Origin of the sequence: Chryseobacterium sp. YR221 (assembly GCF_900176315.1) — a bacterium.
GTDB classification, from domain to species: domain Bacteria; phylum Bacteroidota; class Bacteroidia; order Flavobacteriales; family Weeksellaceae; genus Chryseobacterium; species Chryseobacterium rhizosphaerae.
Map to the genome: position 1 here is coordinate 252,284 of NZ_FWXM01000003.1, position 13,558 is coordinate 265,841.

The window sequence follows — 13,558 nt, forward strand, 5'->3', positions numbered from 1 at the left end:
TCCCATGATAACACTCTTATTCAGCTATCTTCTCTGAAAAGGGCTTACCCAGAATTCAGTTTAATTCAGGATTTATTTTTAAAAAACTCATCAACTTTATCTGCGCATTGTCTGCCTTCCGCAATAGCCCATACTACAAGGCTTTGTCCTTTTCTGGCATCACCACAGGTAAAAATTTTATCTTGATTGGTTTTGTATTCTTTATTATTTCCGATTAAGTTCCCTTTGGGATCCAGGTGAATGTCTAATGCTTCAACCAGTCCTTTATGCTCAACATGAGTATATCCTAAGGCAATAAAAATAATATCACATTCGAGTACAAATTCAGAGGCTGGTTTTTCTGTATATAAGTTCCATTTTCCTTCATCAGAATCTTTTGTCCATTCTGCTTCCACCAGGCGAATTCCCTTTAGGGTTCCGTTTTCATCTTTCACAAATTCTTTTGAATTCACGGACCACATACGGTCACATCCTTCTTCATGGGAGGAAGTAATCTGTAGTAGAGCCGGATAACTGGGCCACGGCATCGTTTCATCCCTTTCTGTTGGCTGCATAGGTTTATAATAAATCTGATATACCACTTCTGCTCCCTGACGGTTAGAAGTTCCTATACAGTCAGACCCTGTATCTCCACCTCCTATGACCACTACTTTCTTTCCTTTCGTATTAATTTCTTCTTCCTCAAAAGGAATCCCGCTTACTTTTTTATTACTCTGTTTAAGAAAATCCATAGCGAAATAAATACCTTTTGCATCCCGGTTGGGAATCACCAGGTCTTTGGGAACAGTACTTCCCGTTGCCAATACAATTGCATCAAAATTACGGTTCAGTTCTTCTACAGCATAATTAACACCTACATTAATTCCCGTACAAAACTCAATCCCTTCTTCTTTCATCCATTGAACTCTGCGTTCTACAATATTTTTATCCAACTTAAAATCTGGTATTCCAAATCTTAATAATCCTCCTATTTCAGGATCTCTTTCAAAAACCGTAGTCGTATATCCCATCTGGTTCAACTGATAAGCTGCCGCCAATCCGGCAGGTCCGGAACCTACGACAGCAACTTTTTTATCTGTCTTCAGCTTGGGAAGTCTAGGCTTGGCAAAACCTTGCTCAAAAGCCATTTCTACAATATTCTTTTCTATTTCTTCAATAGTAACGGCCTTGTCATTAATTCCCAACACACATGCACTTTCGCAGGGAGCAGGACAAATTCTTCCGGTAAACTCAGGAAAATTATTTGTAGATATTAAAATCTGATACGCTTTTTGCCATTGTTTTTTATACACAGCTTCATTAAATTCAGGGATGAGATTTCCCAGAGGGCAACCATTCTGGCAAAATGGAACCCCGCAATCCATACATCTTGCCGATTGACAATTCAACTGCTGATCAGAAGGCTTCTGGATAAATTCTTTATAATCCTTAAGTCTCTTTTCAACATCCAGTTTAGAGGGAAGTTCCCTCTCATATAATAAAAATCCATCTGTCTTCCCCATTACGTAATATCATTTATCTGGTTTTCAATCACTTTCTTATATTCTCTCGGATACACTTTCGTAAAATGCTTACAGCTGTTATCCCAATCGCTTATAATATATTCCGCTAATGTACTTCCTGTATTTTCAGAATGTTCTTTGATCAGTTTAAAAATCAATTCTTTATCCTCCTCTGTAATAGATTCCAGATCCGCCATATCAGGATTAAAATGATATTCCAAGGTTTTATTTACATCCCAGACATAAGCAATACCCCCGCTCATTCCTGCGCCAAAATTTCTTCCGACCCCTCCCAGGATAATAACTTTTCCTCCGGTCATATACTCACATCCATGATCACCAATTCCTTCTACAACTGCAGTAGCTCCAGAGTTCCGAACAGCAAAACGTTCTCCTGCCATGCCACTGATAAACACCTTTCCTGAGGTGGCTCCATATAAAGCAACATTTCCAACAATGCTATTTTCGTTGGCATGAATAATAGCCTCTTTATGAGGGAAAATCATCAGCTGAGCACCAGAAAGCCCTTTCCCCAAATAGTCATTGGCATCTCCTTCTAAACGCATGGTAATTCCTTTATTACAAAATGCTCCAAAACTTTGTCCTGCGGTTCCTTTAAAATTAAATAATAATGAATTTTCATTCATTCCCTCAGACTTATAAATTTTGGTTAATTCATGGGAAAGAATAGTCCCTACAGTACGATCCGTATTCTTTATATCAAATCCGGCCTCCATTGATGTATTATTTTGAAGAGCGTATTGAGCAGCTTCAACCATTTTCCAGGAAATAGAATTCCCCAATCCCGCATCCTGGTCTTCAGATTTAATTACCGGCAAATCGGTTTTTATTTTATAAAGAACCCTGCTTAGGTCTATCCCCTGATGTTTCCAGAAGGTAGTATTTGTTTTTCTTTCAAGACATTGAGACTGACCTACCATTTCATCAATGGTCCTGAAACCTAAATTAGCCATAATCTCACGAACTTCCATCGCAAGAAATCTAAAATAATTCACCAGATGTTCAGCTTTTCCCTTGAATTTTTTTCTTAATTCTTCTTTTTGAGTGGCAATCCCGACAGGGCAAGTATTCAAATGACATTTTCTCATCAGTATACAGCCTTCAACAATGAGCGCAGAAGTAGCAATTCCCCATTCTTCTGCCCCCAACAAAGTAGCTATAGCCAAATCACGTCCTGTTTTCATCTGTCCGTCAACCTGCAGAGTAACCCTCTGTCTCAATTTATTTTTAATCAGAGTCTGATGGGTTTCTGCCAATCCCAGCTCCCAAGGTAACCCGGTATGACGGATTGAACCTAAAGGTGATGCTCCTGTACCTCCGTCATATCCTGAAATCAGAATATGATCTGCTTTTGCCTTGGCAACCCCCGAAGCTATAGTTCCTACTCCTGCTTTTGAAACTAACTTTACCGATAACCGGGCATGGCGATTGGCATTTTTTAAATCAAAAATAAGCTGAGCCAAATCTTCAATAGAATAAATATCATGATGTGGTGGTGGAGAAATCAGCCCAACGCCAGGCGTCGAGTGCCTCGTTTTACCAATCCACGAATCCACTTTATCACCCGACAATTGCCCGCCTTCTCCAGGTTTAGCACCCTGAGCCATCTTTATTTGAATTTCATCTGCTTCTGCAAGGTATCTGGCAGTAACCCCAAACCTTCCGGAAGCTACCTGTTTAATGGAAGAACGCAAGTTATCTCCATTCTTCTCAGGTGTATATCTGGCTTCATCTTCTCCCCCCTCTCCCGTATTACTTTTTGCCCCTATCCTATTCATTGCAATTGCCAACGTGGTATGTGCCTCCCAAGAAATAGACCCAAAAGACATCGCTCCTGTTGCGAAACGCTTCATTATGCTTTCTATGGGTTCAACTTCTTCCAGCGAGATAGACTCTCTGTCATTTTTAAATTCCAGTAAACCTCTCAGTAGAGTTGCTTTACCCATTTGCTGGTTGACAAGTCTTGAATATTTTTTAAAAACATCATAGTCATTGTTCCAGGCAGACTGTTGAAGTAAGTGAATAGATTGTGGATTAAACTGATGATACTCATTATTACTTCTCCACTGGTAAATACCTCCTGTATCCAGTAAAGAGTTTTCCATATCCTCCTTAAATGCGTCCTGATGTTTTAGCAAAGCTTCTTTCGCGATTTCATCAAATCCAATGCCTTCAATTCTGGAAACAGCTCCTGTAAAGCACGTATTGACCACCAGCTTATTCAGCCCTATAATTTCAAAAATTTGTGCCCCATGGTAGGATTGTAAAGTGGAAATTCCCATTTTAGAAAATATCTTTAAAAGTCCATCTCCTACCGCTTTTTTATAATTATCTCTTAGCTTTACTAAGTCTTCCTCTTCAAATGCTCCTTCATCAAACATTTGTCTGATACTTGCCAATGCCAGATAAGGGTTAATTGCCGTTGCTCCAAACCCTAATAGTGTTGCAAAGTGATGAACTTCCCAAACATCTCCAACCTCCATTACCAAACCGATCTTTCTCCGGATTCCTTTTCTGATCAAATGATGGTGTACTGCTGAGCATGCCAGTAGTGAAGGAATAGATGCATGCTGAGAATCCAGTGACCGATCTGAAAGTATAATTACTTCAAATCCATCATCTACTGCATCTACCGCATACCTGCAAATCCTGTCGATCGCTTTTTTCAATTCACCTTCCTTTCCTCTCGCATTGAAATAAGTATAAATAGTTTTGGCTTGAAATCTGCCGGTATCAACGCTTCTTAATTTTTCAAGCTGATTATTGTTAATAACAGGATTTTCCAGTTTAATAGAATGTGCAAAGTTTTTATCTTCTTCTAAAAGATTTCCATTTCCTCCGATAATGGTAGTCAAAGACATGACCAGTTTTTCCCTTATCGGGTCTATCGGTGGATTAGTTACCTGGGCAAATAACTGTTTGAAATATGAACTCAAATGCTGTGGTTTCTCACTCAGCACAGCTAACGGAACATCAAATCCCATTGACCCAATCGGTTCTTTACCATGAGAAGCCATTTCTTTAATCACTCCGTCCAAATCTTCTCTGGAATATCCAAATGCCTTCTGATACTTAAAAATATCTTCTGTCTGAAGTTTATTGAACCGAATTTTAGGGTTGGGTAATTCGGTGATATTAATCCTCATACTATCCAACCATTCCCGGTAGGGTTTTGAGGTACATATTTCTTTTTTCAATTCATCATCACTGATGATTGTTCCTTTTTTCATGTCTACAAGAAACATTTTGCCCGGCTGAAGATGACCTCTTTTAATTATTTTTTGGGGATCTACAGACAATGCTCCTGATTCGGATGCCATAATCACCAAATCATCCGATGTAATACAATATCGTGAAGGACGAAGTCCGTTTCTATCCAAAGTAGCTCCTATCATATCACCATCTGTAAAGGAAATGGAAGCGGGTCCATCCCAGGGCTCCATCAAGCAGGCATGAAACTCATAAAAATCTTTTTTGTAGTGCTCCATCTGCTCATGTCCATCCCATGCTTCAGGAATCAGCATCATCATTGTATGAGGAAGCGACCGCCCCGAATGATACAACAGCTCCACCATATTATCGAGATATGAAGAGTCTGATTGTCCCGGTTTTGTTAAAGGGAGAAGCATATCCATTTCCTGAGGGGTAAAAAAAGGGCTTTGGAACATTTTTTCAGAAGATCTCAACCAATTAAGATTTCCGCCTAAAGTATTTATTTCGCCATTATGCGCTAAAAATCTAAATGGCTGTGCCAAGCTCCATGTGGGAGAAGTATTGGTAGCAAAACGGGAATGTACCATTCCAAATGCAGAACGAATTTTGGGATTGGTAAGGTCTTTAAAATAATTCCGAACCTGAATACTTCTCAATTGGCCTTTATAAATAAGTTTTTTACAGGAGAAAGAAGCCACATAAAATCCAATAGGATCATTATTGGTAATACTGATCATCTGATGAGAAATATAATTTTTAAAAATAAATAACTTTCTCTCAAAATCTTTTTCAGTATCCAGATCAAAAGGACGCTCAATAAAAAGCATCTCCATCACGGGTTCTACACTTTTCGCCAAATCACCAAGATCAATATTACTCACCGGAACAGGGCGATATCCTAATATTTTAAGATGCAGCTTTTCTGCAGATTGTGCGATGACCTCTTTACATTCTTCCCGAATAAAATTATTCTGAGAAAAAAATAACATTCCAACACCGTAATATCCAGATTCTGGTAAATCTATCCCAACGTTTAATGCCTCATCATATAAAAGCTCATGAGGGATCTGGATTTGTATCCCTGCACCATCCCCGGTATTACTTTCATATCCGGTAGCACCGCGATGCTCCATGTTCTCCAGCATGGTAATAGCATCACTTACAATCTTATAACTTTTTACTCCTTTGATATTCGCTACAAAACCAACTCCGCAGGAATCAAATTCAAATTCAGGCTCATAAAGACCCTGGTTTTTTGTAAAATTATCTGGATTTTTTTTTCGTGTTGTATTCATCTACATATTCATTTTCATATCAAATGTAATGAAAAGAACAATTCTAAAGAATATAAATTACATTTATTTCAATAAAATATATTCAAAGCATAATTTTACATAATAAAACAAAACAATAAATAAACATAATATCACAAACACGACAAATACATATATATTAAACAATAGCAATACAAAATATTAATCTATAAATTCCAATCAATTAATAATAAAATTAAGTAATCTTTAGTGAAAAAAAGAAACCGGTACAGACTTATTCTGTACCGGTTTTTTATTATTTATTTCGTTAAAACTTATACCAGTTTCATCAAAAGAACTTCATCAATCTTATCAACTTTCACAAGGTTGTTCTTGGTCAAAGTCTTAGAAGCTTTATCCCACTTCTTCCCTGATAATTGGCTTCTTTCTTTTACTTCTGCCAAAGCAATTGCATCTTCCTGAGAATTCAGAATTTCAAGAATTACTTTTTCATCTTCTCCTAATTCAATTTGAGGAACGGTTTTCTCCGGTCTCATCTGAGGGAAGAATAGAACTTCCTGGATAGAAGCATTATTCGTTAAGAACATAATCAATCTGTCCATCCCGATTCCTAATCCTGAAGTTGGCGGCATACCATATTCAAGAGCTCTTAAGAAATCCTGGTCAATAAACATCGCTTCATCATCACCTCTTTCAGACAAGGCCATTTGCGATTCAAAACGCTCTCTCTGATCAATAGGATCATTAAGCTCTGAATAAGCGTTTGCGATTTCTTTACCACATACCATTAATTCAAAACGCTCCGTTAAACCTTCTTTACTTCTGTGTTTTTTAGTCAATGGAGACATTTCAATAGGATAATCTGTAATGAATGTTGGCTGAATGAAATTTCCTTCACATTTTTCACCAAAAATCTCGTCGATTAATTTTCCTTTACCCATTGTTTCATTCACCTCAATACCGATAGACTTTGCGAAATCATATAATTCCTGCTCAGTTTTTCCGGTGATATCAAAACCTGTAAATTTCAGAATGGCTTCTGTCATTGAAACTCTTGGATAAGGAGCTTTGAAATCTACATTATGCTCTCCAAAAGTAGCTGTTGTAGTTCCGTTTACCTGGATAGCACAGAATTCCAATAATTTCTCCGTGAAATCCATCATCCAGTTGTAGTCTTTATAGGCCACATAGATCTCCATTGCTGTAAACTCCGGGTTGTGCGTTCTGTCCATCCCTTCATTTCTAAAGTTTTTGGAGAACTCATATACTCCGTCAAAACCACCTACGATCAATCTTTTCAGATACAACTCATTGGCAATTCTTAAATATAATGGAATATCTAAAGCATTGTGATGCGTGATAAACGGTTTTGCTGCTGCTCCTCCAGGAATAGACTGTAAAATAGGAGTTTCCACTTCAAAGTATCCGGCATCATTAAAGAAAGTTCTCATCGCATTGAACAATTTTGTTCTCTTCACGAAAATTTCTTTCACCTGTGGATTTACTGTTAAATCTACATAACGCTGTCTGTATCTTAATTCAGGATCTGTAAATCCATCGTGCACCACTCCGTTATCATCAGTTTTAGCCTGAGGAAGAGGACGCAAAGCCTTAGTAAGAAGGGTAAAGTTTTTCACTAAAACGGTCATCTCTCCTACCTGAGTCGTAAACAAAGTACCCTCAATACCGATAATATCACCGATATCCAAAAGGTGCTTGTAAACTTCGTTATATAATTCTTTATCTTCTCCCGGACAGATCTCATCTCTGTTAAAATATACCTGGATCTTACCCTTAGAGTCCTGCAACTCAGCAAAAGAAGCCTTCCCCTGAATTCTGCGGGACATTAATCTACCAGCGATCTTCACCTGTTTATTCTCAGAAAAATCCTGTTTTATAGATTCTGTCGTATCTGTAATAGTATACTCCTCCGCTGGGAACGCATTAATCCCCATTTCAGTAAGCTTGTTCAGCTTTTCTCTTCTAATGATTTCTTGTTCTGATAATTGCATTTCTTATTTTTCTAAAAGCGTACAAATTTAGTCATTTTTGAGGTGACCATCAATCGCTTTTTAAGAAATTTTTCAAATTGTAAGGATGAATGGTAAATTTTGCAACTAAGATACGAGGACATAAGAGTAAAGACAGGAGACTTTGAGACTTGAGACGGTAACTGGATTACCAATCTCTTTACAATGGTATAGAAATCCAATTCTGAACATTGCTCCTTCTCAGTAAATTTGCTTTGTCGTGAATGGATCAGTTACACCGCAAATTGACCTCTGAGATTTACAACCAGTCTTTACGATTCTGTTTGGGAATAAATGTCCAGGCCAGTATTCTGCTTATTTTCTGTCCCTGAGCCATATCAATGATCTTGAACTCCACCACTTTTATCTTTTTTAAAAGCGAACTAAGTTTATAAAGATTATCTTTTTTAGAAACAAGGCATGTAAACCAAAGAACCTGTGAGGAATACAACAAGCTCTCGTTAATCATTTTTGTAATAAAGGCAAGTTCGCCCCCTTCACACCATAATTCTGTCTGCTGGCCTCCAAAATTAAGTAATGGCTTCTGGTTCCTGGAACGGTTAAGGTTTTTTGTTTTTCTTATATTTCCCTTCATGGCAGATTCCTGAGAATCATGGAAGGGAGGATTACACATTGAAAATGCAAAACGTTCTCCGGTAGTAATGATATTTTTAAATATATGTTCGGAGTTTTTTTGATGTTTTAACTGAATAGCCGGTGAAAGATCAGGGTTTTGATCTAAAATAAGCTGAGCACTAGCTAAGGAATCTTCACTGATATCCGTTCCTGTCATGGTCCATCCATAAGATCTATGGCTGATCAAAGGATAAACAAGATTTGCTCCCACTCCTATATCTAAACCTTTTACAGAAGCACCGGTAGGAACTTCATGGTGTTGTTCCGCCAACAGATCTGCAATATAATGTACATAATCTGCTCGTCCCGGAATAGGCGGACATAGGTTAGTGTCAGGAATATCCCAGTTTTTAACCTTATAAAAGTGCAACAGTAATGCTTTATTGAGCAGCTTAACTGCCTGAGGAATACTAAAATTAATGGTTACCGTCTGATAAGCATTAACAAAAACATACTGCTTCAGTTCCGGCACACAAGAAATGAGCTGATCAAAATCATAAGGATTACGATGCAGATTTCTTGTGTGCAAACTGGATTTTTCAGTAGACATATTTTATTTCTTCTGACTTAAAATATACTCCACCATCTTTTTGGCATCTTCTTTAGATACCTGTGGATGGGCAGCCATAGGGACACCTCCCCAAACACCACTTCCGCCTTCTATAATCTTGGAAGCAAGCATTTCCATATCCTTTTCAGAATATTTACCCGCTATTTCCTGATATGAAGGTCCTATCATTCTCTCGCTAACAGAGTGGCATCCTGAACAGTCCAATGTTTCGATGATCTGATCACCTGAAAGATTAGATTTTGCAGGTTCTGAAACAACAGCGGTCTCAGAAGATACAGCCACATCTGCTGTATTTTCTTTTTTAGAACAGGAAAAGGCTAAAAAACCTAAGGCTCCTGCCAAAAATATTTTTTTCATTATTTCTTCGCTGTAGAGTCTGTTTTAGCAGCTTCAGGAGCAGGTGTAGCAGGAGTTGCAGCAGCCGGAGCAGCAGTCTTAGCCGTAGAATCTACTACAGTTGTTGCTTCAGGTTCCGGAAGCATGGTGTTGCTGTCCTGTAATGAGTGATCTGTCTTTTTTGAACAGTTTACTACTAATAACCCTCCGATAAATGCGATAGCTAATACTTTTTTCATTTTTTTCTAATTTGGAAGCAAAAATATAAAAAATAAAGTTTTAAACTTATGACAAATGTTTTCTTTGAACATATTTTTTAAAAACCAAGTATTTGAAATCAGCAGCCAGAAAATAATTCATTTTTCAGGGATATTTAAATTTGGTTAGTATTTTTGTTACATCAACCATTCAAACCCAATACAAAATTATTATGATTAGAAAAAATGTATTAACTACAACCTTATTTGTAGTGCTAACTTCCCTCGCCTCATCTTGTGACAATTCATCACACGATGATCAGAAATCAGAATATTCCGATGAAATAGAATCTGTATCTCTTTTAAAAACCACAAAATCATGGGATGGGACACCATATCCCAATTATCCGAATGGCCAGCCGGAAATATCCGTTCTCAGAATTTCAGTTCCTCCCCATAAAGCTTTGAACTGGCATAAACATCCTGTTATCAATGCAGCGTATATAGAAAAAGGAGAAATTCAGATTGAGAGAAAAGAAGACGGCAAAACCCAATGGATCAGACAAGGACAGGCTGTTCCCGAAATGGTCAATATCGCCCATAGAGGTAAAACCGGAGAAAAAGGGGCCACCTTAATTGTTTTCTATAGTGGAACCACAGATCTTCCTTTATCAGAACCGGTGAATTAAATGATTTTTTGAACAGAATTTTTGAAATTTAATATTTATTCTAAATTGATATTAAAAAGATAATAGTAAATTTAAGCTATGATTCTACTATCAAAAATTCTGTTTTTTACCAGTCATCACGGTTTTTATACTGTGATCATTATCATTTTATTCTTTGGGTTGCTTTCATATTTGACAAGAAAAGCATGGTTTCTTGCTCCTATTCTTCCTTTGGCCATTCTAAACGGATTTGGCGGACAGTTTCTGAATGCCTGGTTCTTACATAAATATGGTGTGGAAAGTACAGCTATTATCACTTCTGATAAGGAAACCAATTCTACACTGAATGACATGTATATACATGATTACGAAGCTATTGTAAAGAAACAGGATGGAAAATATGTCTCCACTTTTTTTTCTACAACTTCGGCTTCCATCTACCCTATTGAAAATGCTATCAGAATCCCAAGAATGGAAGAACCCTTTCCGGTAAAATATATCCCCGGATATGAAAAAAATATAGTTATTCTTTATAATCAATCCATAGAAGGACAGATGGCTGTTAAATATTCAAAGCTTGCTCCGGTCAATTCTGCAAAGATCAAATATGAAGCAGACAGAACCAACAAAGATTTTATCCGGGAGTACATTTCAGCATTGGAAAACTACCTAAACGATTATGATGATGAAACTTACGAAACAAAGTTAAAAGAACTCAAACAAGAGCTTGAACAAGTGGAATAATAAAATGTAATACTTATTTTTTTATTTTTTAAATTTTTTATTTTTTGTATTAAAAAAATTTCTACATTTGTCCCATGTTAAATATGAGCAACAATATTTGGTGGTGGCTTTCAAACTCTTCGTCGGGTCTGGAGGTATTGTCATGTTGCTAATCATACAGCAGAATTAATTTAAAATACAATATATAGGCTTTGACGGATTCCGTTAAAGCCTTTTTTTTATTCCTTAATCTCACATAAAAATAAAACTACAGATGTTTACTGATACTATCAAAATAAAAACCGTTTCGAAAAAAACATTAGGAGATCTTCATACTCCAATGAATATTTATCTTAAAATCAGAGACAAATTCAGGGACACCATCCTTCTGGAAAGTTCTGATTCCAAAAGTATTGACAATAATTTTTCTTTTATTGCCATCAATGCGATTGCAGGAATTGAAGTAAAAAACCTCAACGAATTTGAAGTTAAACTTCCTAATTCCGCTCCTGTAAAACAATTAATCATGGAGCGTGACATTACGGAGATCTTTGAAAGTTTTCGTACCGTTTTCAAATGTGAAAAAACAGATGACCCTATCGAACAGACTGCTCAAAGCCTTTTTGGATATACAAGTTTTGAGGCCGTACAGTTTTTTGAAAATGTAAATCTGAAGAAGCAAAGCCCTGAAGTAGAGCTTCCGATCCTCAGATACCGACTGTATCAATATGTGATTGCCATCAACCATTTTAATGATGAGATGTATATTATTGAAAATCAAATTGACGGCATAAAATCTGAACTTCGCTTTTTGGAAAATATTATTAAAAACCAGAATACCCCGGTTTATCCTTTTGAAAAAAATGGCCAGGAAACTTCCAATATTACCAATGAGGATTATATCGAATTGGTAAAAACGGCTCAAAAGCACTGCATGAGAGGGGATGTATTTCAATTGGTTTTAAGCAGAAGGTTTGAACAGAAGTTTAAAGGTGATGAATTTAATGTATATCGTGCTCTAAGAAATATCAATCCTTCTCCTTATTTATTCTATTTTGATTACGGAAACTACAAACTATTCGGATCAAGCCCTGAAAGTCAACTGATTATCAAAAACAATAAGGCCATTATTCATCCGATTGCCGGAACATCCAAAAGAACAGGGAATTTTGAAACAGACCTGGAATCTATCGAAATATTAAAAGCTGACCCAAAAGAAAATGCCGAACATACCATGCTGGTAGACCTGGCAAGAAATGACCTTGGAAAGCTTGGAAAAAATGTAACCGTTACCAAACTGAAAGAAATTCAATTATTCTCCCATGTTATTCATATGGTAAGTGAAGTAACCGCTGATTTACTGGAGAACATCAATCCTCTTGAAATGGTTTCTGCAACTTTTCCACAGGGAACTTTAAGCGGAGCACCCAAACACAGAGCTTTACAGCTTATCAATCAGTATGAGAAAGATTCCCGTGGATATTATGGAGGATGTATTGGGATGATTGGTTTGAATGGGACCTGTAACCAGGCTATTATGATCAGAACATTTTTAAGCAAGAACAATACCCTGTATTACCAGGCCGGAGCCGGAATTGTAGCTAAATCTGTTCCTGAAAATGAATTACAGGAAGTTAATAATAAATTGAATGCGCTGAAAAAAGCGGTAGAAAAGGCGGGAAAGATAGTTGAAAGTTAAAACCAATACACTAAACAGTATATCTGACCCAACTACTCACTAACAATTGGCCAATCAAAAAAAATAAAAAAAATGAATAGCAATATAAACAACCAACACTCAAAATCTAAAGTTTTAGTTTTCGACAATTACGACAGCTTCACTTATAACCTTGTTCAGATCATCGAAAAAATTCTGGATCAAAAGGTGGATGTGGTAAGAAATGATAAGATCACTTTAGAAGAAGTGGGAACATATGATAAAATAATCCTTTCTCCCGGTCCCGGGATTCCGGAAGAAGCGGGAATTCTATTGGATCTCATCAAAGAATATGCTCCTACGAAAAGCATTTTGGGAGTATGCCTTGGCCAGCAGGCTATTGCAGAAGCTTTCGGAGGAAGTCTTGTCAACCTGTCTGAGATTTTTCATGGAGTGGCAACGACTACTGAAATAGTAAAAGAAAATACCCTGATTTTCAGGAATATTACTTCAGGTCTGGAAGTAGGAAGATACCACAGCTGGGCTGTGAATCCGGAAAACTTCCCTGAAGAACTGGAAATTACCGCAGTAGATAAAGACGGAATGATCATGGCTTTACAGCATAAAACCTATGATGTACATGGTGTACAGTTTCACCCGGAAAGTATTTTAACTCCCGAAGGAGAAACCATCATCAAAAATTTCCTTTTACAATGAAAACAACAGAAAT

10 protein-coding genes are annotated in these 13,558 nt (G+C 37.0%); 4 read left to right on the plus strand and 6 right to left on the minus strand.

Annotation, left to right across the window (positions count from 1 at the left end):
- Positions 1–65: 65 nt before the first annotated feature.
- The 6 genes from B8967_RS10340 to B8967_RS10365 form a co-directional block, all read right to left on the minus strand.
- A complete protein-coding gene (locus B8967_RS10340; protein ID WP_084086035.1) occupies positions 66–1,502 on the minus strand; it encodes a glutamate synthase subunit beta in 1,437 nt (478 codons plus the stop codon).
- Complete coding sequence (gltB, locus tag B8967_RS10345; RefSeq protein WP_084086036.1) at positions 1,502–6,031, minus strand: glutamate synthase large subunit; 4,530 nt, start codon at positions 6,029–6,031, stop codon at positions 1,502–1,504. Before gltB ends, B8967_RS10340 begins: the two co-directional genes overlap by 1 nt.
- A gap of 293 nt (positions 6,032–6,324) precedes the next feature.
- Entirely contained in the window at positions 6,325–8,022 is a 1,698-nt protein-coding gene (lysS, locus tag B8967_RS10350) for a lysine--tRNA ligase (RefSeq protein WP_047485488.1), read from the minus strand.
- Positions 8,023–8,299: 277 nt separating this feature from the next.
- Positions 8,300–9,226: a 23S rRNA (adenine(1618)-N(6))-methyltransferase RlmF gene (gene rlmF, locus B8967_RS10355; protein WP_084086037.1), complete on the minus strand. Its 927-nt coding sequence runs from the start codon at positions 9,224–9,226 to the stop codon at positions 8,300–8,302.
- A gap of 3 nt (positions 9,227–9,229) precedes the next feature.
- Positions 9,230–9,604 carry a c-type cytochrome gene (locus tag B8967_RS10360; protein ID WP_084086038.1) on the minus strand — a complete coding sequence of 125 codons (375 nt, stop codon included), beginning with the start codon at positions 9,602–9,604 and terminating at the stop codon, positions 9,230–9,232.
- A complete protein-coding gene (locus tag B8967_RS10365; protein ID WP_047485494.1) occupies positions 9,604–9,822 on the minus strand; it encodes a hypothetical protein in 219 nt (72 codons plus the stop codon). Before B8967_RS10365 ends, B8967_RS10360 begins: the two co-directional genes overlap by 1 nt.
- Before the next feature lie 191 nt (positions 9,823–10,013).
- Between B8967_RS10365 and B8967_RS10370 the strand changes: the two genes are divergently transcribed.
- The 4 genes from B8967_RS10370 to B8967_RS10385 all read left to right on the plus strand — a co-directional run bounded on the left by B8967_RS10370 (position 10,014) and on the right by B8967_RS10385 (position 13,545).
- Positions 10,014–10,469: a cupin domain-containing protein gene (locus tag B8967_RS10370; RefSeq protein ID WP_084086039.1), complete on the plus strand. Its 456-nt coding sequence runs from the start codon at positions 10,014–10,016 to the stop codon at positions 10,467–10,469.
- A 78-nt stretch (positions 10,470–10,547) separates the two neighbouring features.
- On the plus strand, positions 10,548–11,192 hold the full coding sequence (locus tag B8967_RS10375) for a hypothetical protein (protein ID WP_084086040.1): 645 nt from the start codon (positions 10,548–10,550) through the stop codon (positions 11,190–11,192).
- Positions 11,193–11,445: 253 nt separating this feature from the next.
- Positions 11,446–12,870, plus strand: coding sequence for an anthranilate synthase component I family protein (locus tag B8967_RS10380; protein ID WP_084086041.1), 1,425 nt, complete (start codon positions 11,446–11,448; stop codon positions 12,868–12,870).
- Positions 12,871–12,942: 72 nt separating this feature from the next.
- Entirely contained in the window at positions 12,943–13,545 is a 603-nt protein-coding gene (locus B8967_RS10385) for an anthranilate synthase component II (RefSeq protein ID WP_084086042.1), read from the plus strand.
- Positions 13,546–13,558: the final 13 nt, after the last annotated feature.